This is a genomic window from Streptomyces argenteolus (assembly GCF_042902585.1).
GTDB lineage: Bacteria > Actinomycetota > Actinomycetes > Streptomycetales > Streptomycetaceae > Streptomyces > Streptomyces argenteolus.
The window spans coordinates 1-25,940 of the sequence record NZ_JBIBEG010000017.1 but is presented as its reverse complement, the minus strand read 5'-3'; the positions used below and the strand labels follow the sequence as shown (position 1 = coordinate 25,940).

General features: G+C 70.5%; 15 protein-coding genes. 8 read left to right on the top strand and 7 right to left on the bottom strand.

Annotated features, from left to right (window positions below):
* The first annotated feature begins 162 nt into the window (after positions 1-162).
* Complete coding sequence (locus tag ACFY8O_RS33435; protein ID WP_387909024.1) at positions 163-7,095, top strand: polymorphic toxin-type HINT domain-containing protein; 6,933 nt, start codon at positions 163-165, stop codon at positions 7,093-7,095.
* A 5-nt stretch (positions 7,096-7,100) separates the two neighbouring features.
* Positions 7,101-7,565, top strand: coding sequence for a hypothetical protein (locus ACFY8O_RS33430; protein WP_387909023.1), 465 nt, complete (start codon positions 7,101-7,103; stop codon positions 7,563-7,565).
* A 222-nt stretch (positions 7,566-7,787) separates the two neighbouring features.
* Here ACFY8O_RS33430 and ACFY8O_RS33425 read toward each other — a convergent pair whose 3' ends face one another.
* The 3 genes from ACFY8O_RS33425 to ACFY8O_RS33415 all read right to left on the bottom strand — a co-directional run bounded on the left by ACFY8O_RS33425 (position 7,788) and on the right by ACFY8O_RS33415 (position 11,289).
* A complete protein-coding gene (locus ACFY8O_RS33425) occupies positions 7,788-9,317 on the bottom strand; it encodes a helix-turn-helix domain-containing protein (protein ID WP_387909021.1) in 1,530 nt (509 codons plus the stop codon).
* Positions 9,318-9,467: 150 nt separating this feature from the next.
* Positions 9,468-9,668 carry a DUF4236 domain-containing protein gene (locus ACFY8O_RS33420; protein ID WP_145808341.1) on the bottom strand — a complete coding sequence of 67 codons (201 nt, stop codon included), beginning with the start codon at positions 9,666-9,668 and terminating at the stop codon, positions 9,468-9,470.
* A complete protein-coding gene (locus tag ACFY8O_RS33415) occupies positions 9,649-11,289 on the bottom strand; it encodes a PucR family transcriptional regulator (protein ID WP_145808340.1) in 1,641 nt (546 codons plus the stop codon). Before ACFY8O_RS33415 ends, ACFY8O_RS33420 begins: the two co-directional genes overlap by 20 nt.
* A 473-nt stretch (positions 11,290-11,762) precedes the next feature.
* Between ACFY8O_RS33415 and ACFY8O_RS33410 the strand changes: the two genes are divergently transcribed.
* The 6 genes from ACFY8O_RS33410 (at position 11,763) to ACFY8O_RS33385 (ending at position 21,044) form a co-directional block, all read left to right on the top strand.
* Positions 11,763-13,220: a purine-cytosine permease family protein gene (locus ACFY8O_RS33410; protein ID WP_387909019.1), complete on the top strand. Its 1,458-nt coding sequence runs from the start codon at positions 11,763-11,765 to the stop codon at positions 13,218-13,220.
* Positions 13,221-13,297: 77 nt separating this feature from the next.
* Positions 13,298-13,807, top strand: a complete 510-nt coding sequence (locus tag ACFY8O_RS33405) for a nucleoside deaminase (RefSeq protein WP_387909017.1) — start codon at positions 13,298-13,300, stop codon at positions 13,805-13,807.
* On the top strand, positions 13,804-15,147 hold the full coding sequence (locus ACFY8O_RS33400) for an amidohydrolase family protein (protein WP_387909015.1): 1,344 nt from the start codon (positions 13,804-13,806) through the stop codon (positions 15,145-15,147). Before ACFY8O_RS33405 ends, ACFY8O_RS33400 begins: the two co-directional genes overlap by 4 nt.
* A gap of 322 nt (positions 15,148-15,469) precedes the next feature.
* Positions 15,470-18,187, top strand: a complete 2,718-nt coding sequence (acnA, locus tag ACFY8O_RS33395; protein WP_387909013.1) for an aconitate hydratase AcnA — start codon at positions 15,470-15,472, stop codon at positions 18,185-18,187.
* A gap of 68 nt (positions 18,188-18,255) precedes the next feature.
* Positions 18,256-19,485: an ROK family protein gene (locus tag ACFY8O_RS33390; protein WP_387909011.1), complete on the top strand. Its 1,230-nt coding sequence runs from the start codon at positions 18,256-18,258 to the stop codon at positions 19,483-19,485.
* 197 nt (positions 19,486-19,682) lie between these two features.
* Positions 19,683-21,044, top strand: a complete 1,362-nt coding sequence (locus tag ACFY8O_RS33385; protein WP_387909010.1) for an alpha/beta hydrolase domain-containing protein — start codon at positions 19,683-19,685, stop codon at positions 21,042-21,044.
* Between the two features lie 152 nt (positions 21,045-21,196).
* Here ACFY8O_RS33385 and ACFY8O_RS33380 read toward each other — a convergent pair whose 3' ends face one another.
* The 4 genes from ACFY8O_RS33380 to ACFY8O_RS33365 are packed head-to-tail and all read right to left on the bottom strand — an operon-like array spanning position 21,197 to position 25,693.
* On the bottom strand, positions 21,197-22,576 hold the full coding sequence (locus ACFY8O_RS33380; protein ID WP_145808328.1) for a GH1 family beta-glucosidase: 1,380 nt from the start codon (positions 22,574-22,576) through the stop codon (positions 21,197-21,199).
* Positions 22,577-22,584: 8 nt separating this feature from the next.
* On the bottom strand, positions 22,585-23,442 hold the full coding sequence (locus ACFY8O_RS33375; RefSeq protein WP_145808326.1) for a carbohydrate ABC transporter permease: 858 nt from the start codon (positions 23,440-23,442) through the stop codon (positions 22,585-22,587).
* 5 nt (positions 23,443-23,447) lie between these two features.
* A complete protein-coding gene (locus tag ACFY8O_RS33370) occupies positions 23,448-24,419 on the bottom strand; it encodes a carbohydrate ABC transporter permease (RefSeq protein WP_387909007.1) in 972 nt (323 codons plus the stop codon).
* Between the two features lie 11 nt (positions 24,420-24,430).
* Positions 24,431-25,693, bottom strand: coding sequence for an ABC transporter substrate-binding protein (locus tag ACFY8O_RS33365; protein WP_387909005.1), 1,263 nt, complete (start codon positions 25,691-25,693; stop codon positions 24,431-24,433).
* Between the last annotated feature and the right edge of the window lie 247 nt (positions 25,694-25,940).

Here is a 25,940-nt window from a genome sequence, read left to right as displayed (position 1 = left end):
GGTCCTCCGGGGGGGGGGGGATATGGGGGGGTTGCGGGATTTGGCACCGGGGAACCCCGCACCCAACTTTTTCTCCCGGGGGGGGGGGGGGGCGGGGCCGCGCCGGGCCCGGCCCCCCCCGCCCGCTTCAGGCCCATCCCTCACTACGTGCGGAGACACGTGATGGCATTCAGAAGCCGGTTGATGAACCGGCGCCTGCCCGGGCGGTTGCTCATGGCGACCGTCCTCGGCGTCACCCTCGCCCTGACAGGAGGCGCGGTACAGGCCGTGCCGTCGGCACCGGGGCAGGAGGGGCGCGGACGGCCCGGTGTCCAGGACTTCGGCGACCCTGCGGAGGGCAAGAACGCGCAGGCGAAGAAACGACCGGCGGACGAAGCGCAGAAGGCCGCCGTCAAGCGACTGGACAAGGTTGTCTGGCCTGCGGGCGGCAGCGCGAAGGTCGCCGTGGCCACCACGTCCCCCGCGGAGAAGACCGTCGGCGGGCTGCCCGTCGCCGTCACCGCCGTCACGCCCGAGGTGACGAAGGCGTCCAAGGGAGCCAAGGCGTCGCGGAATCCGGCCCCGTCGGCCGGTCCGGCCGAGGTCGAGGTCGCCGTCCTGCCCGCGAAGCGGGCGGCGGCCATCGGCGCCGGCGCGCTGATGCGCGTCGAGCGCACGGACGCGGCGGCGAAGGGCGCGAAGGTCCGCCTCTCCGTGGACTACTCGAAGTTCGCCGACGCGTACGGCGGCGACTACGGGGCCCGTCTGCAGCTCGTCCAGCTCCCCGCCTGTGCGGCCGTGGCGACCCCCGGCAGCAAGGCATGCCCGGAGCAGGCAAAGCCCCTCGCCACGGTGAACGACGCCGAGGACCGCACCGTCTCGGCCGACGTCCAGGCCGCCGCGGCACCCGCCTCGGGCACCGTGGCGAACTCGGCCCCGAGCTCGGCACCGCTGGTGGCCCTGGCCGCCGGCCCGTCCTCATCGCAGGGCAGCTACAAGGCGACCGCCCTGGCCCCGTCCGCCAGTTGGAGCGTCGCCACCTCGTCCGGAGGATTCAGCTGGAACTATCCGCTGCGTACGGTGCCCACGCCCGGCGGGCAGTCGCCGAGCATCGGGCTCGGCTACTCCTCGCAGTCCGCGGACGGCCGCACCTCTGCCACCAACAACCAGGGCTCCTGGGCGGGTGAGGGCTTCTCCTACGATCCCGGGTACATCGAGCGCCGCTACAAGCCCTGTTCGGACGACGGTCACTCGACCTCCGGCGAACAGTGCTGGGCCTTCGACAACGCCACGATCATGCTCAACGGCAGCTCGTCCGAGCTTGTGAAGGACGACAAGACCGGCGCCTGGAAGTTCTCCTCCGACGACGGCACCAAGGTCGAGAAGCTCACCGGTGCCACGAACGGCGACAACGACGGGGAGCACTGGAAGGTCACCACGTCGGACGGCACGGAGTACTGGTTCGGGCTGAACCGTCTGCCGGGCTGGACCGACGGCAAGGAGACCACGGACTCCACCTGGACCGTGCCCGTCTTCGGCGACGACTCCGGTGAGCCCTGCTACAACGCCACGTTCACCAGCGCCCACTGCAAGCAGGCGTGGCGCTGGAGCCTCGATCACGTCAAGGACACCCACGGCAACGTGATGTCCTACTTCTACGCACCCGAGACGAACTACTACGCCCTCAACGGCAAGACGGACGTCAACGGAACCGCGTACCACCGCGGCGGCTACCTGAAGAGGGTCGACTACGGCCAGCGCGACGGCCAGGTCTACGCGGCCAAGGCACCCGCTCGTGCCGTATTCGACGTCGCCGAACGCTGCCTGCCCACCTCGGACTTCGACTGCGCGGAATCCAAGCGGACCAAGGCGAACGCCGCTCACTGGCCGGACACCCCGGTCGACCAGGAGTGCAAGGCGGCCACCAAGTGCACCGTGGGCCAGACGTTCTGGACCACGAAGCGCCTGACCGGCATCACCACCCAGATGCGCAAGAGCGCCACCGAGTACCAGGACGTGGACGCGTGGACCTTCACCCACCTGTTCACCGACAACGGTGACGACTCCAAGACCCTCTGGCTGTCGAAGATCGACCACGAGGGCCGGGTCGGCACGGCGGCGAAGCTGCCGACGCTCGAACTCTACGGCGAGCAGCTCGTCAACCGGGTCGACGCCGTCGGCGACAACATCGCCCCCTTCCACCGGTTCCGCCTCGCGGCCGTCCTGAGCGAGACGGGCGCACAGCTCGACGTCAACTACGCGGCGACGAACTGCACCAAGGACGCCCTGCCCAAGCCGGGTGAGTCGACCAAGCGCTGTTACCCGGTGAAGTGGGCCCCGCCCGGCACGGTCGAGCCGATCACGGACTGGTTCCACAAGTACGTCGTCGCCGAGATCGTCGAGACCGACCGCACGGGCGGCGGCGACAGTCTCGTCACCCGCTACGACTACCAGGGCGACGCGGCCTGGCGTAAGGCGAAGCCGGACGGCATCACGGAGGACAAGTACCTCACGTGGGGCGGCTGGCAAGGCTACGGCAAGGTCAAGGTCACCAGCGGCAGCGCCGACCGGCAGACCTCGCGGATCGACTACACCTTCCTGCAGGGCATGGACGGTGACAAGGACCCCGCCGGTGGCACCCGCTCGGTGAAGGTCAAGGACTCCACGGGCGTCGAGTACACCTCGTCGGAGGAGTTCACCGGGCACCAGCTCGAAGCACACACGTACGACGGGACCAAGCTGGTCTCCAAGGTGATCAGCGAACCGTGGAAGTACAACACGGCCACTCAGACCCGTGACTGGGGCACCTCGCACTCGGTGCTCGTCCGCTCCGACACGGAGCGCGGCTACAACCTGCTCTCCGACGGCACCTGGCGGGCGACGAGAAGCACGATCAAGTACGACACGGCGAACGGAACGGGCCGCGTCCTCGAGGTCGAGGACCAGGGCGACGTCTCCACGGCCGCCGACGACACCTGCGCCCGCACCTGGTACGCCGACAACACGGCCGCCAACCTCCTCACCCTGCCCTCGCGCAGTGAGGTCGTCGGCGTCAAGTGCTCCGTGACGCCGGACCGTAGGACTCAGGTCCACGCGGACGAACGCACGTCCTACGACTCCAAGGCCTTCGGCGTGGCACCGACCAAGGGTGACGCCACGACCACCGAGCGCTTGACGTCGCACAACGGGACCACGGGCACCTACCAGGTCACCGGGACGACGGCCTACGACTCCTTCGGCCGCCCGACGTCGCAGAAGGACGCGGGCCAGGCGGAGACGAAGACCGCGTACACGGATGTCAACGGCCTGATCTCCCAGACCAGGAGCACCAACGCGCTCGGCCACGTCACCACCACCGACTACGCCCCCGCGTGGGGCATGTCCGCCGGGCAGACCGACCCGAACGGCAAGCGGACCGACCTGGCCTACGACGGTCTGGGGCGTCTCACCGCGGTCTGGTTCCCGGACCGTGCGAAGACCCAGACCCCGTCCATCAAGTACTCGTACAACGTCCGCCGCGACAAGGTCGTCGCGATCAAGACGGAGAAGATCGAGAACGACGGCTCGTACGGCGCGGAGTACCAGCTCTACGACGGACTCCTGCGACCACGGCAGCTTCAGACGGAGGGCCCTGGCGGCACGCGCATGGTCGCCGACTCCTTCTACGACGGCACGGGCCAGGTCAAGAAGACCAACGCCACGTACAACGCCGCCGGCGCCGCGTCCGACGAACTGCTGATCGTCCACAACGGAGAGGTCGGCCAGCAGAGCCTGCTGGAGTACGACGGCCTCGGCCGCCCGACCGCCCAGGTGATGGCGGTCTCCGGTGTCGAGCAGTGGCGCACCACCCACACCTACGACGGTGAGCGCACGACGATCGACCCGCCCAAGGGCGGCGTACCCACCACGACAGTCACCGACTTCGCGGGAAACACGAAGGAGATCTGGCACTACCGCAGTGACTCCCCGAACCCGCTGGCCGGCTACGACGTGACCAAGTACACCTACACGCCGAAGAACCAGCTCGAAACGGTCACCGACGCCAAGGGCAACGTGTGGCGTTACGAGTACGACCAGCTGGGCCGCCAGACGAAGGCCGTGGACCCCGACACGGGGACGTCGACCACGGCGTACGACACCCTCGACCGTCCGGCGTCCACCACGGACAGCCGGAACAAGACGATCTCGACGCTCTACGACAAGCTCGGCCGCACCCTGTCCACGTGGCAGGGGGAGGCCACCACTGGAACCCGGCTTTCCGAGGTCCGGTACGACAAGGCCGGGCTGCTGGGCCAGGCGTGGGCCAACATCAGCTACCTCTCGCCGACCGAGTCGTTCGGCACCGTCATCCAGACGATGGACGACTTCTACCGGCCGACGAAGACGAACTACGTGGTGCCCGCCTCCCAGGGCTCGCTCGCGGGCACGTACACCTTCACGGCGGAGTACAACCGGGATGGCACCCTTCAGTCGACCGGGATCCCGGCCACGGGTGACCTTCCGGCGGAGGTGCTGGTAAACGGGTACGACGATCTCCAGCGACCCACGACACTCACGGGATCGACGCCGTACGTCACCAGGACCGTCTACTCCAAGGAGAGCCACGTCCAGCAGTTGGAGCTGTCGGCCGGCACCGGGAAGAAGGTCTGGCAGACCTTCGACTACGAGACCGGCACGGACCGGCTGACCCGCTCCGTGGTCGACGTCTACGGTGCGTCCGCTCCGGCGAAGGAGTCCACCTACTCCTACGACCAGGCGGGCAACGTCCTGTCCATCGCGGACACGGCGAAAGCCGCTTCACCCGACGTCCAGTGCTTCGCGTACGACAGCCGGCAGCGCCTGGCCGAGGCGTGGAGCCCGGCGTCGAGCGCCGCGGACGCCGGAGGCAGCGGCACGCTCGGCTCGGCGGCACCGCTGGAGGGCACCGGCCCGAAGGCGTGCCAGGCGGCCCCCGGAGCGTCCCCGCTGGGCGGACCCGCACCCTACTGGAAGTCGTACGTCACTGACGCCATCGGCAACAGGACGTCCGACACCTCGCACGACACGGGTCTCGACGGGACCCGCGATGTCACCCGCACCTATACCTACGGGGGAGCGGGAACCCTCGGTGACGGTCCCCACCAGGTCACCAAGGTCGTCGAGAAAACGCCCACCGGCGACCGCCAGTCGTCGTACGAGTACGACGCCACGGGCAACACCACCAAGCGCACCATCGGTGGCGATGCTCAGGTCCTCGAATGGAACGACACCGGCAACCTGGCCGCGGCCACGGAGGCGAGCGGAGCCGAGACCACCTATCTGTACGACTCCGACGGCAACCGGATCCAGCGTAAGGACCCGTCGGGCACGACGGTGTACCTGCCCGGCGTCGAGCTGAAGCTGTCCGCGGACGGCTCCAAGAAGGAGGCCACCCGCTACTACTCGCACGCTGACCAGACGGTCGCCGTCCGGACGAACGACGGCACCCTGTCGTTCGTGGCGGGCGACCATCACGGCACCGGCGAGCTCGCGATCGACGCCACCACCGGTGCGGTCTCCCAGCGGCGTTTCGATCCCTTCGGCGTCGACCGCGGCAAGGCGACGGGCACGTGGCCGGGCGAGAAGGGCTACGTCGGCGGGACGATCGACTCGTCCACCGGGCTGACGCACCTGGGGGCACGCGAATACGATGCGGTCATCGGGAAGTTCATCTCCGTCGACCCGGTCATCGACTACACGCAGCCCCAGCAGATCAACGGCTACGCCTACGCCAACAACACACCCGTCACCCACGCCGACCCGAGCGGCATGGCCATCCCTGAGTGCCTGCAGGGCCTGATCGAGTGTCAGGGCGGCCTTCCCGTCAGCAAGCCGGGCTCCACGTTCAACGAGGAGAAGGCGGTCGACCAGGCTTCCAGCGCACTCTCGGGGGCGCAGGGGCAGCAGTCCGCGGCCAAGCAGCGCATCAAGTCCGCGGCCAAGGCCCTGGTCAAGATCGCCAGGGACATCCTGGGCGTGGACGCGGCACTCGACTGCGTCTCCAGCGGTGACATGGGCGCCTGCGGCGAGACGCTGCTCAACATAGCGGGAAGCTTCGCCGGCGGCCTGGCGGGCAAGATACTCGCCAAGTACGGCGCGCCGTGGAACTGGGCCAAGGGGGCCAGGCTCGCCAAACGCGTGGTCAATCTCGTGGGCGACCTCGTCGGCGGGGCCAAGGACTACTGGAACGCCAGCAAGGCCGTCGGCAAGGCCAAGGACGGACTCGCCAAGGCGACGGACGCCCTGGCCGCGGCGAAGAAGAAGGCGGCCAGCGCCCTCAAGAAGGGCGAAGGCGGTTCCTGTCCGATCCGGCCGGGCAACCACAGTTTCCTGCCGGGTACGAAGGTGCTGCTCGCCGACGGGACCATGCAGCCGATCGAAGGGATCGAGCTCGGGGACGAGGTCGTCGTCACCGATCCCGAGACCGGTGAGACGACGGTCCGTGACGTGGTCGCCACGATCACGACCGAGGACGACAAGCACTTCGTCGACCTGACCGTCACGGGCGGCTCCGGTGCTTCGGAGTCCCTCGTGTCCACGACCACGCATCCGTTCTGGTCGGTGTCGGAAGGGGACTGGGTCGAGGCCGGGAGCCTGCGTGCCGGCATGACTCTGCGGACTCCGGACGGCGACACGGTCGCCCTCGAAGGCGTGCGTCACTTCGACAAGCGCCAGCGGACCTACGACCTGACCATCGCGGGTATCCACACCTACTACGTGGTGGCCGGGCTGACGCCGCTCCTGGTGCACAACTCGGGCGGAGAGCTCGGCGAGGGGGAGATCCACCTCTGGCGAGGCGTCACGGGCCGTGAGCGTGACAACATCCACAAGACCCGTACGTTCAAGAGCACCCAGGGGATCAAGTACTTCTCCTTCACGGAGAAGGGAGCGGCGGAGTACTCGCGACGGGCACACGCCGCATACCCCAAGGAAGGCACCTACACGATGATCCGGACCAAGGTGAAACTGTCGGATCTGCCGGAATCGGCGCGCATGGCCTATACGGCGGACGTCGTCGATGGCGGGGTGGCGCTGCAGGACGATGTGCTCCCCAAGCTGAGCAGGCCGCAGATCATGCCGACCATGAGCTGCGGGTGAGGACCATGAGGTTCGTCGTGGCGGCGTCGTCCGACGCGGTGGTCCAGGAATGCCGCAGGGCCCTGGGACACGTGCCGGGAACCGCGTTCCGTACCGGCTCGGTTCCCGAGACCGGTGCGGGCTGCGACGCTGCGGTCCTCAACTCCCCGCTGGCACATGAGCGTTACGGGGGCGTTCCGAGGATCGGCAGCGTCCAGGTCCTGCTCAACCAACGGGGCGACGGCGCACCGGGGGTGATTCTGGCGACCGCACCGATGGCTGTGGGGGCCGCGGTCGCCGACCCCGGGGACGACGAAATCGCGAGCCACGTGTCGCAGACGCTCGCCTCGTGTGTCGCGGCGTTCGTGGAGGCGTTTCCGGACCGTGCCGACGGGGCGTGCGTTCTCGTGCACCTCGAAGGAGCCGGGATCGACCGCGAGGACATCGCGGTGACACTGAAGGGGCTTCTGCGCTTCCTCGAACGGGAGTAGGCAGAACCGAGCACCGCGTCCGGGCCCGTCGGAACTTCCGGCGGGCCCGGACCTGCCCCGCGGGGGGAGCGTGGGACGGGGCGGGTGGAGCGCCGCTCAGTAACCGTGAGCGCCGGAGTGGGAACTCGAGGCTGGCGACTCGATCGTCCCGAAGATGCCGCCCGTACTCCCTCCGGAGCCGCTGAGCAGCAGGTCAGATGGGGCGTGGGCGGCAGCCGCCCGTCAGATGTCCCGGAAGATCTCGATCTGCGCCCCCACCGAGTTCAGCCGCTCCGCCAGCTCCTCGTACCCCCGGTTGATCACGTACACGTTGCGCAGCACCGACGTCCCCTCCGCCGCCATCATCGCCAGCAGCACCACCACCGCCGGCCGCAGTGCGGGCGGGCACATCATCTCGGCGGCGCGCCAGCGGGTCGGGCCCTCGACCAGGACGCGGTGCGGGTCCAGGAGCTGGAGCCGGCCGCCCAGGCGGTTGAGGTCGGTGAGGTAGATCGCGCGGTTGTCGTAGACCCAGTCGTGGATCAGGGTCTGGCCGTGCGCCGACGCCGCGATGGCCGCGAAGAACGGCACGTTGTCGATGTTCAGGCCCGGGAAGGGCATCGGGTGGATCTTGTCGATGGGCGCCTCCAGCTTGGAGGGACGGACCGTCAGGTCCACCAGCCTGGTGCGGCCGTTGTCGGCGGCGTACTCCGCCGTGCGGTCGCAGTCGACGCCCATCTCCTCCAGGACCGCGAGCTCGATCTCCAGGAACTCGATCGGGACCCGGCGGATCGTCAGCTCGGACTCCGTCACCACGGCGGCGGCCAGCAGGCTCATCGCCTCGACCGGGTCCTCGCTGGGGGAGTAGTCGACGTCCACGTCGATCTCCGGCACGCCGTGCACCGTGAGCGTCGTCGTGCCCACGCCGTCCACGCGAACGCCGAGCGCCTCCAGGAAGAAGCACAGGTCCTGGACCATGTAATTGGAGGAGGCGTTACGGATGACGGTCGTGCCGTCGTGCCGGGCGGCGGCCAGCAGGGCGTTCTCGGTCACCGTGTCGCCGCGCTCGGTCAGCACGATGGGGCGGTCCGGGCGGACCTCGCGGTCGACCTGGGCGTGGTAGAGCCCGTCGGTGGCGGCGATGTCCAGGCCGAAGCGGCGCAGCGCGATCATGTGCGGCTCGATGGTGCGCGTGCCGAGGTCGCAGCCGCCGGCGTACGGCAGGGTGAAGCGGTCCGTGCGGTGGAGCAGCGGGCCGAGGAACATGATGATCGAGCGGGTCCGGCGTGCGGCGTCCGCGTCGATGGCCTCCAGCTCCAGCTCGGCGGGCGGCAGGATCTCCAGGTCCACGCCGTCGTTGATCCAGCGGGTGCGCACGCCGATGGAGTTGAGGACCTCCAGGAGACGGAAGACCTCCTCGATGCGCGCCACCCGGCGCAGCACGGTCCGGCCCTTGTTGAGCAGCGAGCCGCAGAGCAGTGCGACGCAGGCGTTCTTGCTCGTCTTCACGTCGATCGAGCCGGAGAGCCGGCGTCCGCCGACGACCCGCAGGTGCATGGGGCCGGAGTAGCCGAGAGACACGATCTCGCTGTCGAGGGCTTCACCGATGCGGGCGATCATCTCAAGGCTGATGTTCTGGTTGCCGCGCTCGATGCGGTTGACGGCGCTCTGACTCGTGGCGAGCGCCTCGGCGAGCTGGCTCTGTGTCCAGCCACGATGCTGACGGGCGTCACGGATGAGCTTGCCGATACGTGCGAGGTAGTCGTCTTCCATGGCTGCACGCTATCTCAGATATGAGATGAAGATCGTGCCGGGGGTGTGCGAGTCGGGTAACGGCACTGTGCCGGGCCGCTGGTGGAGGCCTGATCCGAGGATCAGGCGCACCCGGCGGCCCGGCGTGCGGTGTTGCGCCGATCGGGTGAGTCAGCTGCGACGGCTGCGCTTGGTCGTCTTCCGCCAGCCGAAGGGGCCGGGCAGGTCCATCGACGTGGTGCGTCGGCCGGTGCTGCTGTGGGTCCGCTTCGGGCCGTGCCGTCCACCCGTCGTGACGGACCACGAGCGCTTGTTGATGTTCAGCCGGACGCCCGGGAGAATCTGGAAGCTCTTACGGAATGTGAGCGGCATCTGTGCCTCCTCTGTCAGGAGTACGTCTGTCCCGAAGCCGCCCGCTCATGCCTGGAACCCTCCGGGCACCCTGTGATCGGATGCCGAGCGCCAGGCAGAAGTCCACCCGGTCGTGCAGGGTGGCCAGGCTGTGCCCCGTGAGCTGTTCCACGCGCTGGAGGCGGTAGCGCAGGGTGTTGACGTGGACGTGCATCTGCTCCGCGCACCGCCGCCAGGAGCCGGACGCGTCGAGGAACGCGCTCAGGGTGCCCACCAGGTCGCTGTGGTGCTCGGCGTCGTACCGCTCCAGTACGCCGATGAGCCGCTCCCGGTACATCCGGCGCACGTCGTCCGGTACGGCGGCGAGCAGCATGAGGTGGGAGGAGAGCGCCTCGGTGCCCGCGACGCGCACGGTGCCGGTGGAGAGCCGGGCCACCCGCTGGGCGTGCCGGGCCTCGTCCAGCGCCCGGCGCAGTCCCGCCGGACCGCTCGTCGGACCCGAGACGCCGATCGCGGCCCAGCCGTGCGCGAGGAAGGGGTCCAGCGCGCGGGCGGCCTCCGCGCACCGTTCGGAGAGGCCGTCGCCGCTGTCGGTGCCACCGGTGTCCGGTACGAACATCAGATGGCCGTCCTGCGTCGCGAACGGCGCCGAGCAGCCCGGTATCCGGCCGTACACCTCGTCCAGGACGACGGCGGCGAGTTCCGCGCCGTAGGGGCGGCCCGTCGTGGAGACACAGACCACGGCCAGCGGCACGTCGGGGTCCAGGCCGACGCTGCGGAGGCGGCCCGCGGCCGGTTCCGTTCGGCCCTCGCCCAGGAGGTCCACCGACTCGCGCAGCAGCCGTTCCTCGATGCGCCGCCGCTCCTGCCCGGCCACCCCGTCCAGGGCGAGCAGCGCACACACCTCGGCTGCGGCGTCCGCCACTCCGGGCGCCCAGTCGCGGTGGTCGCCCGCCGCCGCGAGATAGCCGGAGGGCGGCCGGTGGGCGACGGGGGACTGCACGGGCAGGAACGTGAGGCGCCCGCCGCCGGGAAGGGGCTGCACCGAGGGGAAGGCGCCGGCGGCGAAGGCCGCGCGCAGCGAGCGCCGGAGGTGATGACCGGACACCTCGGGCACCGCGCCCGCCGTGAGCCGGCCCGTGGCGGAGAGTGCCGCGCAGTACAGCCCGGTGGACCTGGCCAGCACCTCGACGAGCCCCTCGGCACCGGCCCCCGACGCCATGCTGGCCACCAGCCCGCGGTGGAGCCCCGCGCCGGGGGAGCGGCCGACGGGTCCGGCGAGCGCCGCCAGTACGGTCTCGGTGAGCGTCGCGTACGACACGTCGTCACCGACCGCGAGCAGCGGCAGCCCGTGGCGCTCGCACGCCTCCGCCAGTGCATCCGGCAGCTCGCCGACGGCCGCCGACCCGGCCACCAGGGCGGAGGCACCCGCCGACGCGAGCGCGGCGACGAACACATCGGCGTCCCGGGGCTCCCGGTACCAGGTGGTCGAGGTCAAAACCAGCTCCCCGCCGTCCAGATAGCGGCCGGGGTCGGGCAGATCGGTCGTGTACACGCCGGTCACCCTGCGGTCCCGCGGACCGGCCGTGAGCACAGGGGTGAGTCCGAGGCCGGGAATCCCGAGGAGTTCGGTCAGCAGCACCAGGATTTCCTGCCTGACGGATGCGGTGCGGTGTCCGGATGTCCGGTGGATACGGCCGGGGGTCCCGCGGGGCGTGTGTTACGGGCGTGCACACCGGCGGGCACGGGGTTTGGAGAATAGTACGGGGTCGTTCTCCCTCACCGGGCTCTCGTCCGTATAGCCGTACCGGTCCGCCCGGCGCTCGCCGCGGGTTCACTGAAGGACATCGCGGGGCACGGCCTCTCCCCTTCGTCATCTGCCCCGCGCGCCTCTGCGGGACCGCCGCCGTCCTCGCACCGCCCCCGACGCCCTACCTCCCGCATCACCCGCCCGAGCCGCATGCCCCCGCGTGCCGGACGCCTCCCGATGCCCAGAGCCGTGGCCCGGAGCTCTGAGCCCTGAGGGACCGGGCCCCGAGCCCTGAGGGACCGGGCCCCGAGCCCTGAGCCCGGTCCCGGAGTCCGGTTCCACTCCCGTCGCCCCTGAGGAGCCCCATGCGTGTCGAACCCCTGCCCGACGCCCCGCCGTCCGACGACAACCGGGCCACCCCGACCGCCCTTTCCGGCCCTTCCGGTCCCCCGCTCGGGATCGAGCGGGCCGGCGTCGAACCCGTGCCCTCGGAGCGCAGGCACGGCCGTCCGAGGACGCTGTTCACCCTCTGGTTCGGCGCGAACGTGCAGTTCGCGACGCTCAGCGTGGGTGCCCTGTCGACCTCCGTCTTCGGCCTCGGCCTGGTGCCCGCGATCCTCGCCATCACCCTGGGAACCCTGCTCAGTTCGGCGATGGTGGGGCTGTTCTCCACCCGTGGCCCGCTCACCGGCGTACTCCAGCTCATCCAGACGCGCGGCCCGTTCGGCCGGCTCGGTGCCCTGCCGTCGGCCGCGTTCACCGTCGTCAACGGCGTCGGCTGGTGCGTCGTCGACACCCTGCTCGGCATGTTCATCCTGCGGGACCTCACCGGGCTGGCCTTCGCGCCCGCCCTGGTGCTCATGGCCGCCGCCCAACTCGCGGTGGCCGTCGTCGGCTACCGGATGATCCACGCCGTGGAGCGCGGCCTCGCCCTCGCGCTGGTGGCCGTCTTCGCGGTGGTCTCGGTGTACGGCTTCGGCGGCGCCCGCACGACCGCCCCCGCCACGCCGTCCGACGGGCTGCTCGCCGCGTTCCTGCTGGTCGTCGCCGTCACCGCGGCCCGGGGCCTGGGCTGGTCGGCGTACGCCTCCGACTACAGCCGCTACCTGCCGGCCACCGCGTCCACCCGCCGGGTGTTCCTCGCCGCGGGCGGCGGCAGCGCGCTGGCGGGAGTGTGGATCGGCTCGCTGGGCGCGGCGATCGGCACCGTCGCCGCCGTCGACGACCCGAGCACGATGGTCAGCGGGCTGCTCCCGGACGCCCTCGGCACGGTCGTGCTGGCCGCCCTGCTGCTCTCCACCCTCGCGTCCACGGTCATCGACCTCTACTCGGGCGCGATGGCCGCGCTCGCCGCCGGATTCACCCTCCCGCGCTGGGTGTCCGTCCTGGTCGTCGGCGGTCTGGGCACGGTCCTGTCCTGGTACGCGGGACACGGCGACTTCGCCTCGCAGCTCCAGGACTTCCTGCTGATGACCGGCTACTGGCTCGCCCCCTGGGGCGCGGTGCTCGTCACGGCGTACTGGTGGCGGGAGCGCGGCCTGCACGGCACGGCCCGGCTGTACGACGCGCGGCACCGCTTCGGCTGGGGACTCCCGTCGATGGCGGTCGCCCTGCTCGCCGAGATCCCCTTCATGAACCAGTCTCTCTACACCGGCCCGCTGGCCGCCGCCCATCCGGCCGTGGGGCCGTTCGGCCTGCTCGTGGGGTTCGTCGTGGCAGCCGCCGTGTACGCGGCGCTGACCGCCTGGCGCCCCACCCCGCCCGCGGGCCTCCCGGCCCCCGGCGCCCCGTCGCCGACGCCCGCCTCCCCGCCCGTGGGCTGACCCCGTCCGCCCCGGGCGGGCCCGCCCCTGGACACCCGCGCCACCCGCACCCCGTACCGACCCACCGAGGAGACCCAGTGACCACCCCCGGACCCGCAGCCCCCCTCGCCCCCGACGACGAGAAGTTCCTCGTCACCGCCATCGAACTGGCCGCCCGCGCCCGGCAGGACGGCAACCACCCCTTCGGCTCCCTGCTCGTCCTGGACGGGGCCGCGGTGCTGGAGGCGGGCAACACCGTGACCACCGGCCGGGACGCCACCGGCCACGCGGAGACCAACCTGGTCCGGCTCGCGAGTGCCGCGTACTCCCGTGCCGAACTCGCCCGCGCCACGCTCTACACCAGCACCGAACCCTGTGCGATGTGCTCGGGCGCCGTCTACTGGAGCGGGATCGGGCGGGTCGTCTACGCCCTCGGTGAGGACGAACTCCTCGCCCTGACCGGCGCCGACGAGGAGAACCCGACCATGGCCCTGCCCTGCCGCACCGTCCTCGCGGCGGGCCAGCGCGCCGTCGAGGTCTCGGGTCCGCATCTGCACGAGCGGGCCGCCGCCGTCCACGCGGGCTTCTGGACGGGGGCCGGCGCATGACCGCCCGCCCTCCCCGCACTCTCATCCGCAACGGCATCGTCCTGCCGTGCGAGGGCCGCAGGACCGTCCACGACCCCGGCTCGGTCCTGATCGAGAACGGCAGGATCACCGCCGTCGGCCCGGTCGCCGCACTCGACGCGGCGGCCGACGACGCGGTCGTGGTGGACGCCACGGGCCACGCCGTCATCCCCGGCCTGCACAACACCCACCTGCACTCCGGGCTGCTGCGCGGCACCGCGGAGTCCAAGTCGCTGTGGGACTGGCTGCGTGACTACGTCGACCCCGCGCACAAGGCGCTCACGCCCGAGATCGCCGAGGCCGCGTCCCTGCTCTGCTACACCGAGTCGCTGCGCGCGGGGACCACCTCCGTGATGGACATGTGGCGCCACATGGAGGGCTCGGCGCACGCGGCCGAACAGGTCGGCATCCGGGCGACCCTCGTCCCGTACGTCGCGGACCTGCCCGGTTACGACTACTTCGAGACGCTGGACACCAATCGCCGGCTCCTGGAGGAGTACCGCACCCACGCCCAGGACCGGGTCCGCTCCTGGGTCGGCCTGGAGCACCTCTTCTACTGCTCCGAGGAGGCGTTCGAGGCGGCGGCCGCGCTCGCCGACGCGTACGACACCGGACTGCACACCCACTCATCCGAGACGACCTGGGAGGTGGAGGAGTCACTGCGCCGCTTCGGCCGCCGTCCCATCGAGGAGTTCCACCACCGGGGCATCCTTAGCCCGCGCACGGTCGTGGCCCACTGCGTCTGGCTCGACGACACCGAGCTGGGCCTCCTGGCGAGCACCGGCACCGCCGTCGCGCACTGCCCCTGCTCCAACATGAAGCTCTCCTCCGGTCCGGCCAGGATCATCGAGATGCGGAGCCGGGGCATCACCGTCGGCCTCGGCAGCGACGGGGAGAAGGAGAACAACAACCTGGACCTGCTGGAGGAGATGAAGTTCGCTTCCCTCCTGCAGAAGCTGACGAGCCTGGACCCGACGACCGGTGACCCGTGGGACATCCTCGCCATGGCCACGCTCGACGGTGCCAGGGCGCTCGGCCTGGACGCGGTGACCGGCTCGCTGGAAGCGGGGAAGAAGGCCGATGTCGTGACGGTCGACCTGCGCCGGCTGCACACCACCCCGCTCCTGCACGGAGCGGATTCCAACGCCGCGGCGCACCTGGTCTTCTCCGCCGGCTCGGCCGACGTGTCCGACGTCTGGGTGGACGGGCACCGGCTTGTGAAGGGCGGCCGGATCCGCAGCGTGGATCCGGAGACCGTCCGCGAGCGCGCCCAGAGCGCGGCCGAGGACCTGTTCCGCAGGAGGGCCGCTCTCCCTCGGTGACCCGTTTCGCGGGTGTGGCGGTGCAGCGTCACGACCGCCCTTCCCGGTGCGATCTCCCGGCGAACGGGTAGACGGCCGGGGAGGGCGGCTGCCCGCCGCCCCCGGCGAGGCGCAGGACACGGGCGCCCGGGCATGACCGCGCGGCGGCGATGTACTAGAGTTATCTCGACATCGAGATATCTGCCGAGGCGCACCGCAGCCGCCGCTCGGTAAGGGTTACCTAACTAATCCTTACCTTAGCGGATGGTGGGGGCCGCAGGCGGCGCCGGCCGCACATGAGGCGCGGCGCGGTTGAACGCGCACATTGAAGAAGGAGACTGTCGTGTCGGCGAACAGCTTCGACGCCCGCAGCACGCTGCGCGTGGGCGACGAGTCGTACGAGATCTTCAAGCTGGACAAGGTCGAGGGCTCCGCGCGCCTCCCTTACAGCCTGAAGGTGCTGCTGGAGAACCTGCTCCGCACCGAGGACGGCGCGAACATCACCGCCGACCACATCCGGGCGCTGGGCGGATGGGACTCGCAGGCCCAGCCCAGCCAGGAGATCCAGTTCACGCCGGCCCGCGTGATCATGCAGGACTTCACCGGCGTCCCCTGTGTCGTGGACCTCGCCACCATGCGTGAGGCCGTCAAGGAGCTCGGCGGCGACCCGGCGAAGATCAACCCGCTGGCCCCGGCCGAGCTGGTCATCGACCACTCCGTCATCGCCGACAAGTTCGGCACCAACGACGCGTTCGCCCAGAACGTCGAGCTGGAGTACGGCCGCAACAAGGAGCGCTACCAGTTCCTGCGCTGGGGCCAGACCGCCTTCGACGAGTTCAAGGTCGTCCCCCCGGGCACCGGCATCGTTCACCAGGTCAACATCGAGCACCTGGCCCGCACGGTCATGGTCCGTAACGGCCAGGCGTACCCCGACACCCTCGTCGGCACCGACTCGCACACCACCATGGTCAACGGCCTCGGCGTGCTGGGCTGGGGCGTCGGCGGCATCGAGGCCGAGGCCGCGATGCTCGGCCAGCCGGTCTCCATGCTCATCCCGCGCGTCGTCGGCTTCAAGCTGACCGGCGAGCTCCCGGCCGGCACCACCGCCACCGACCTCGTGCTGACCATCACCGAGATGCTCCGCAAGCACGGCGTCGTCGGCAAGTTCGTCGAGTTCTACGGTGAGGGCGTCGCCGCCACCTCCCTCGCGAACCGTGCCACCATCGGCAACATGTCGCCGGAGTTCGGCTCCACCGCCGCGATCTTCCCGATCGACGACGAGACGCTGAAGTACCTCCGCCTGACCGGTCGTGACGCCCAGCAGGTCGCGCTCGTCGAGGCGTACGCCAAGGAGCAGGGCCTCTGGCTCGACCCGGCCGCCGAGCCCGACTTCTCCGAGAAGCTCGAGCTCGACCTCTCCACGGTCGTCCCCTCCATCGCCGGCCCGAAGCGCCCGCAGGACCGCATCGTCCTCGCGAACGCCAAGGCCAAGTTCGCCGAGGACGTACGCAACTACGTCACCGACGACATGGAGGCGAGCAAGGAGTCCTTCCCGGCCTCCGACGCCCCGGCCGTCTCCCCGAACGGCGTCCCGTCGAACCCGGTCACCGTGACCGCCCCCGACGGCACCACGTACGAGCTGGACCACGGCGCCGTCACGGTCGCCGCGATCACCTCCTGCACCAACACCTCGAACCCCTACGTCATGGTCGCCGCGGCGCTCGTGGCGAAGAAGGCCGTCGAGAAGGGCCTGACCCGCAAGCCGTGGGTCAAGACCACTCTCGCCCCGGGCTCGAAGGTCGTCACCGACTACTTCGACAAGGCGGGCCTGACCCCGTACCTCGACAAGGTCGGCTTCAACCTCGTCGGCTACGGCTGCACCACCTGCATCGGCAACTCCGGCCCGCTGCCGGACGAGGTCTCCAAGGCCGTCAACGACCACGACCTGGCCGTCACCTCGGTGCTCTCCGGCAACCGTAACTTCGAGGGCCGGATCAACCCCGACGTCAAGATGAACTACCTGGCGTCCCCGCCGCTGGTCGTCGCGTACGCCATCGCCGGCTCGATGAAGGTCGACATCACCAAGGACGCCCTCGGCGTCGACCAGGACGGCAAGCCCGTCCACCTCGCGGACATCTGGCCCTCCGAGGCCGAGGTCAACGACGTCGTGGCGAACGCCATCGGCGAGGACATGTTCAACAAGTCCTACCAGGACGTCTTCGCGGGCGACGCCCAGTGGCAGGCGCTGCCGATCCCGACCGGCAACACCTTCGAGTGGGACTCCGAGTCCACCTACGTGCGCAAGCCCCCGTACTTCGAGGGCATGACGATGGAGACGACCCCGGTCGAGGACATCACCGGCGCCCGGGTGCTCGCCAAGCTCGGCGACTCGGTCACCACCGACCACATCTCCCCGGCCGGTGCGATCAAGGCCGACACCCCGGCCGGCAAGTACCTCACGGAGCACGGCATCGAGCGCCGTGACTTCAACTCCTACGGCTCGCGCCGTGGTAACCACGAGGTCATGATCCGCGGCACGTTCGCCAACATCCGCCTGCGCAACCAGATCGCGCCGGGCACCGAGGGCGGCTACACCCGCGACTTCACGCAGCAGGACGGCCCGGTGTCGTTCATCTACGACGCCTCGCAGAACTACCAGGCCGCGGGCACCCCGCTCGTCATCCTGGCGGGCAAGGAGTACGGCTCCGGCTCGTCCCGTGACTGGGCGGCCAAGGGCACCGCGCTCCTGGGCGTCAAGGCCGTCATCGCCGAGTCGTACGAGCGCATCCACCGCTCGAACCTCATCGGCATGGGCGTCCTGCCGCTCCAGTTCCCGGAGGGACAGACCGCCGAGTCCCTCGGCCTGACCGGCGAGGAGACCTTCTCCTTCTCCGGCGTGACCGAGCTGAACAACGGCACCACGCCGCGCACCGTCAAGGTCACCACCGACACCGGTGTGGAGTTCGACGGCGTCGTCCGCATCGACACCCCGGGTGAGGCGGACTACTACCGCAACGGCGGCATCCTGCAGTACGTGCTCCGCAGCCTGATCCGCAAGTAAGGACTCAGGACGTCAGCGAGGGCCGCACCCCCGGGGTGCGGCCCTTCGCCGTTAGGCTCGAAGGTCTGATGAAGAACCACCTCACCTCGCAGGCCTCCAAGGCCGGCCACGAGTCCGTGCGGCGTCACAACCTGAGTCTCGTCCTGCGGACCGTCCGGGACGAGGGCGAGGTCACCCGTGCCCGGGTGGCGAGCCTCGTGGGCCTCACCAGGGCCGCGGTCTCCTCGCTCGTCGAGGAGCTGCTCGCGCTGGACTGCGTCAGCGAGTCCGGCAAGACCTCCAGCGGCTCGGCCGGACGCCCCGGCACCGTGCTCAAGCTGTCGCGCACCGGCCCGGCGGGGCTCGGCGTCGAGATCAACATCGACTACGTGTCCGTGTGTGCCGTCGATCTCACCGGGACCGACCGGGTCCGGGTCACCGAGCACACCGACCACCGGGGCGTCCCGCCCGCCGAGGTGCTGGCCCACGCCGCCCGCCTCACCAACCGCGTCATCGCCTCCACCCGGGAACAGGAACTGCGGGTGGTGGGCGTCGAACTGGCGCTGCCCGGCCTCGTCTCCGGCGGCGTCGTCCGGCAGGCCCCGAACCTCGGCTGGAGCAGGGTCGCCGCCGAGGGGATCTTCGGACAGGCGCTCAGCACCCTGCGCCCCGCCGGGCGCGCGCTCGCCGTCGGCTCCGACAACGAGGCCAACCTCGCGGCGCTGGCCGAGCTCTGGTTCGGCGGACTCGGCGGCGTACGCACCTTCCTCTATCTCACCGGTGAGATCGGTGTCGGCGGCGCGCTCGTGGTCAACGGCGAGATGATGCGCGGCGCGCACGGTTTCGCGGGCGAGATCGGGCACATGGTCGTCGACCCGCAGGGCCCTCTCTGCCGGTGCGGAGCCCACGGCTGCCTGGAGCAGTACGCGGGGAGGGCGGCGCTCCTGCGGGCCGCAGGGATCGACCCCGACACCGGTGTGCGCGGGATCGCCGAGCTGGAGCAGCGGGCCACGGCCGGTGAGGCGCGCGCCGTCGGCGCGCTGCACGAGGCGGGAGACCGGCTGGGCGTGGTCCTGGCCGGCGCGGTGAACCTGTTCGACCCGGAGGCGGTCGTCCTCGGCGGGATCTACCGCACCCTGATGCCCTGGCTGGAGGAGTCCGCCGACGCCCAGCTCACCGCTCGGGTCGTCTCCGGCCGCTGGCACGAGAACGGCAGCCGGCTGCGCGCCTCGTCCCTCTCCGGCGACGCGGCGCGGGGTGCGGCGGCCCGGGTGGTCCACGAGGTCCTGGAGAACCCGGCGGCGTACGCGGCGCGATGACGGCGCGTCAGACGGCGGGCGCGCCGTGAGCCTCCGGCCGTCCCCTCGCTCACCGCACCGTCCTACGCAGCCGGTGAATCAGCCGGTGCGCGCCGGGAGGCATCCCCCGCACCCTCGGGCGTGAGGGCGGGCGTACGGCCCGCCGACAGGAGAGAGGCACGCTCTTGATCACGTGGCGCACAGCATTACGGCCGGCGGTGGTCTCCCTGGCCACCGTCCTTCTGGGTACGGGTGCGACGGCGACGGCGCTCCCCGCGGGGGCGGCGGAACCGGCGGCACCGAGCGGCAGGGCGGCGGGGCCGGCCGTGGACGGCCCGGTCGCCGGCGCCGTGCCCGGGGACCCCGAGGCGGACGACGTCACCGGCACCTACCCCTGGCTCTCCGCGCCCGGACTGGCCAAGGCCGGGTACATCGAGCAGGAGTTCTACCTGTCAGGGCGGGCCGACGCCTACGGCCCCACCGGGGAACGGCTCGCGGACGACGTGCCGTACACGACCCGTATCGTCGTGCGGCGGCCGAGCAGCCCGGAGCGGTTCAACGGCACCGTGCTGACGGAGTGGCAGAACGTCAGCGGCGGATACGACCTGGACGCCCTGTGGGCACCCGACCAGGTCACACGCGCCGGATACGCCTGGGTGGGTGTGTCCGCCCAGCGGGTCGGCGTCGAGCAGCTGCGCGGGTGGAGCCCTGCCCGCTACGGGCGACTCGACGTGACGGGTCAGGGGCGCTTCACGGCCGACGAGATGTCGTACGACGTGTACGCGCAGGCCGCGGCGGCACTGCGCGCGGGGACGGGCAAGGTGCTCGGCCCCCTGCGGGCACGCACGCTGCTGGGCATCGGGGCGTCGCAGTCGGCGGGCAGGATGACGGTCTACTACGACCGGGTGCTTCCGCAGACCGAGCCGGTGTTCGACGGCTATGGCTTCGTGGTCGGCTCCGCACCCAGCCGTACGGGCGGTGAACCGGTGTTCCACGTGCTGTCGGAAACCGATGTGCGCACCCCCGTCCGGCGGGCCGACGACAACGGCTACCGGCGCTGGGAGGTGGCCGGAGCCGCGCACTCCGGCCGGTTCGGGCAGGCCTACCGAGAACAGCTGCTCACCCGGGACCTCGGTGCGGCACCCACCTACTCGTGCGCGCGGCCGCCGTTCAGTGAGGTGCCGCTGCACCACGTGACAGCGGCCGTCTACGCGCACCTGGGGCGCTGGGCCGAACACGGTGTGCTCCCGCCGGCCGCGCCTCCTCTGGAGTTCGCCTCCGACGGCACCAAGGCCCGGGACGCCTCAGGGCTGGCCCGGGGCGGCGTCAGGCTCTCGCAGGTCGAGGTTCCCACCGCCCTGAACACCGGGGACAACACCGGTGAGACGTTCTGCGTGCTGTTCGGGACCCATGTGCCGTTCGGCGAGGAACAGCTGGACCGGCTGTATCCCACGCACGCGGGCTACGCGGCCAGGGTCGCGGCGGCCGACGCCCGTGCGGTGCGGGAGGGCCACATCCTGCCGGCCGACGCGGTCGTGAATCTGCGGGAGGCGGTCTCCTCGGACGTGGGCCGGGACTGACGGCGTGCGGGGCCGGTGGGTGGGCTCGGAGCCGGACGGGCCCCCAGGGCTCCGTTCCGCGGGGCGCCGGAGCCGCCGGCGGCCGAGCACACACCGACGGGGGCGTACGCGCCGTGATGCACGCGTACGCCCCCGTCGGGGAGCCGGAGAGGTCAGGCCTTGTGTGCCGCGATCAGCTGCTGATACCAGCGGTAGCTGTCCTTCGGGGTGCGCTCCAGGGTGTCGTAGTCGACCCGGATGATCCCGAACCGCTTCGCATAGCCCAGCGCCCACTCGAAGTTGTCCAGCAGCGACCACACGTAGTAGCCGCGGACGTCGACACCCGCGTCCATCGCCGCACGCAGTGCCGTCAGGTGGGTGCGCAGGTACTCCACCCGGTCGGCGTCGTGGATGGAGCCGTCGGCCTCGACGCTGTCGAACTCCGCCGAGCCGTTCTCTGTGATGTGCACCGGCGGAAGGGCGTCGCCGTACGTCTGCTTCAGCGCGGTCAGCAGGTCGGTGAAGGTCTCCGGGACGACCGGCCAGCCCATCGCGGTCCTGCGGACGTCGGGGTAGCTCCCCTCCGCGTACCGGTTGTCCGTGGCCACACGCAGCGCCGGGTCCGCCTCGCGGTGCGGGGCGGCGGCGACCACGATCGGCCGGTAGTAGTTGATGCCCAGGAAGTCCATCGGCTGGGATATCAGCTCCAGGTCTCCCTCGCGGCGGAAGTCCTGGCCGGTGATCAGCTCACCCCAGGTCTCCTCCTCGGTGGCCGGGTAGCGGCCCGCGAGGAGCGGCTCGGTCCACACCAGGTTGTGCTGGGTGTCCGCGCGGACGACGGCGGCGAGGTCGGCGTCCGACTCGGTGGCCGGGACGTTGCGGTCCAGGTTGAGCGTGATGCCCGCCTCGCGGACACCGGCCGCGCGCAGCGCGTTCATCGCGTGGCCGTGGCCGACGAGCAGGTGGTGGGCGGCGGCGAGCGCCCCGCGGCCCTCCTGCGCGCCCGGCGCGTGCCGGCCCACCGAGTAGCCGAGGAAGGCGCTGCACCACGGCTCGTTCAGGGTGATCCAGCGCGGCACCCGGTCGCCCAGGTGCTCCGCGACGATCGCGGTGTACTCGCCGAAGCGCTCGGCCGTCTCGCGCGAGCGCCAGCCGCCCTTGTCCTCCAGGGCCTGCGGCAGGTCCCAGTGGTAGAGCGTGGCGGCCGGCTCGATGCCCGCCTCCAGGAGCGAGTCGACGAGCCGGGAGTAGAAGTCCAGCCCCTTGGGGTTGACCGCGCCGCTGCCGGTGGCCTGGATGCGGGACCAGGCGATCGAGAAGCGGTAGGACTCCACGCCCAGGTCGCGCAGGAGTGCCACGTCCTCCGGGTAGCGGTGGTAGTGGTCGCAGGCCACGTCACCCGTGTCGCCGCCGTCCGTCTTGCCGGGCGTGTGGCTGTAGGTGTCCCAGATGGACGGGCCGCGGCCGTCCTCCTCCACCGCCCCCTCGATCTGGTACGAGGCCGTGGCCGCGCCGAAGACGAAGCCGGGCGGGAAGACCGGGAAGTCACTCATGGAAACCCTTACTTGACCGAGCCGCCGGTGATCCCGGCGGCGATGTACTTCTGGGACAGGACGAGAAGAACGGCTGCGGGCACGGCCGACAGCACCGACGCGGCCATGACCGAACCCCAGTCGCCGACGTGGGCGCCGATGTACTGGTAGATGCCCAGCGTGATCGGCTTGACGTCGTCCGTGGTGTTCAGCGTGAGCGCGAACATGAAGTCGCTCCACGCGTAGAGGAACGAGAACAGCCCGGCGGTGATCAGCGAGTTGCGGCTCATCGGCAGGACGACCTGGACGAACGTACGGATGCGGCCCGCGCCGTCGACCTCGGCGGCCTCGATGACCTCGCGGGGGATCGACACCATGAACGAACGCATCAGCACGATCGCGAACGGGATGCCCAGGGAGGCGTCCGCCAGCATCAGGCCGAAGTAGGAGTTGACCAGCCCGAGGTCCACGTAGGCGCTGTACAGGGCGTTCGCGATGACGATGCCCGGCACCATCTGGGTGATGAGCGTGCCGAAGACGATCGTCTTGCTGCCGCGCAGCTTGAACTGCGCCAGGCCGTACGCCGCCGGCGCGGAGATCGCCAGGCAGATGGCCACGGCGCCGAGTGCCACGGCCAGCGAGGTCAGCAGGTTGCCGCCCTGCTCGGTGATGGCCGAGGTGAAGCCGGAGAAGTCGATGCCGGTCGGAACCGGGCCCACGTCCACCAGGCTCGCGTCCGGCTGCAGCGCAGTGTTGATCATCCAGTACAGCGGGAACAGCATGACCGCGAGGACGGCGAGGCCGAAGACGGTCGCCCCCCAGCGGCGCTTGGGCCGGTGGACGGATGCGGGAGCCGGGGCGGCGGGGATCTGGGTGGTGGTCGCCATGCCGGTCACTTCCCCTCGTTGCGGTTGACCCGCAGGTAGAACACCGCGAAGACGGCGGAGATCAGGATCAGGATGTTGCCGACCACGGCACCGGCCCCGAAGTCCATCTGGACGAAGGAGTTCTGGTACGTGAGCGTGCCGAGCGTCTGGGTGGAGTCGGCGGGGCCGCCGTCGGTGAGGGCGAGGACCAGGTCGAGGATCTTGACCGTCGACATGAAGCCGAGCACCAGCACCACGGTGATGACGGGCTTGAGCATGGGCAGGGTGACCGAGCGGAACGTGCGCCAGGCGGACGCGCCGTCCAGGGCCGCGGCCTCGTTGAGCTCCTTGGGGACCTCCTGGAGGCCGCCGTAGAGGATCACCATGTTGAACGGGATGCCGATCCAGATGTTCACCAGGATCACCGAGATCAGCGCCATGCTGGTGCTCGTCAGCCACGGTGTGTCACCGGGCAGGCCGACGGTGCCCAGGAAGGAGTTGAGGACACCGGTGTCCTGGTCGAAGATGCGCCGCCACACGATGCCGGAGACGACCATCGGGACCAGCCACGGCAGCAGGATCAGCGACCGCAGGATGCCGTTCAGCGGGAAGCGGCGGGTGAAGAAGACGGCGAGCGCCAGGCCGATGCAGAACTGGCCGACGAGCGATCCCACGGTGAAGAGGATCGTCTGCCACAGGGCCTTGCCGAACAGCCCGTCCTCGAAGACGTTGCGCCAGTTGTCCGTGCCGTTGAACGGCGCCTCGCCGGTGAAGAACGTGGACGGCGAGTAGTCCTGGAAGCTCATGACGATGTTGCGGACGAGCGGGTAGCCGAAGAACAGCGCCATGAAGATCACGGCGGGGGCGATGAACCCCCACTGGGCGAGCACCCTGCGCCGCTTGGCGCTCCGCGGGTTCACGGGCTTCTTGACCGCGCCGGCCGCAGGGGCCGTCGGGTCGGCCGGCAGCGCGGTGGCCGAGGCTGTGGTGGATGACATGGTTCGTTACCTCAGTTCCCGCTCGTGACCTGCTGCTGGGCACGCTTCAGCGCGGCCTCGCTGGATTCGCCGGTGAGCGCGGACTGGAAGGCGCTCTGCAGGGCCAGCGACACGGACGACCACTGCGCGCCGACCTTCGCGGTGCGGGAGCGGGCCGTCGAGACCTGTCCGGCCAGGGCCGCCAGCTCGGGGGCCTTCGTGCGCCAGACGGCGGCGGCCTTGGTGTTCGCGGGGACCATCCAGCTGTTGAGGGCGTAGGTGATCTGCTCCTGCTCGCCCGCCATGCAGCCAATGATCTTGGCGGCCGTCTTCTCGCGCTCGGTGTCGCCGGTGTTGGGCACGGTCAGCACACCGCCGCCCAGCGGACCGACCGAGTCGTCGCCCGCCTCAGGCACGGGGATCTCGGCGATGCCCCAGTTGAGCCCCTTCTTGGCGTTCAGGGTCTCGACCTGCCACGGGCCGTTGATCATCATGGCCGCGTTGCCGGCCATGAACTGGTCGTTCACGTCGGCCTGGGTCCAGTTGACCGTGGACTTGGAGAGCGAACCGTCCTTGAGGAGCGCCTTCCAGTAGTCCAGGGCCTCGGCGACCTCGGGGGTGTCGAGCTTCGACTCGTCACCGCCGTTGGACCACATGAACGGGGTGAACTGGAAGACGCCGTCCTCCGCACCGCCCGCGCTGAGGGCCAGGCCGTAGCGCTTGCCCTGCGTGAGCTTCTTGGCGGTCGACTGCATCTCGGCCCAGGTGGTGGGCACCTTCAGGCCGGCCTTGTCGAGGGTGTCCTTGTTGTAGAACAGCGCGAGGGTGTTCACCGTGCGCGCGGCCCCGTAGTACTTCCCGTCGAACGACCCGAAGTCGACGATCCCCTCGGGGATGTCCGTCGTGGTCAGACCGAGGTCCTTCAGCGGGATCAGGCCGCCCGCCTCGGCGAACGTCGGCATCTCGGAGGCGTCCAGCTGGAGGACGTCCGGCAGCGACTTCGAGGAGGCCATGCGCAGCGCCTTCGTCATCAGCTGCGCGGCCGGCACGCTCTGCTGCTCGATGGTGATCCCGAGCTGCTTGCTGCAGCGCTCGAGGGTGTCACCGTCCCAGCGGTGGTACGACTCGTCGGTCGAGGAGTTCATGACGGTGTAGACGTCCTCGTCCCGCTGCTGGCCGCACCCCGAGAGCACGGTGCCTGCGACGATCGCGGAGACGACGGTGAGGGGTACGACGATCCGCCTGGTACGGCGGCCGGGGCGTCGGATCCGTCCGTCCGGGGAGGGTTCTGTCACGGTGGTGCCCTTGCGGTGAGAGGGTGGCCGGGCCCATGGGAACGCTCCCACGGGGTTCTCGTCAAGCCCCTGCGTGGATCCGGCGGTGTCGCGGCGGGGAGGGGCGGGGGTGTCCGGCGGTGGTCGTCGGACACCCCGGGGGGTGGGTCAGGTGGGTCAGCGGACGCCGAGGAGGTGTTCCATGGCGAGCTGGTCGAGGGCTTCGAAGGCCATGGAGCGTTCGGCGGCGGTGGTGGCGTCGAAGTCC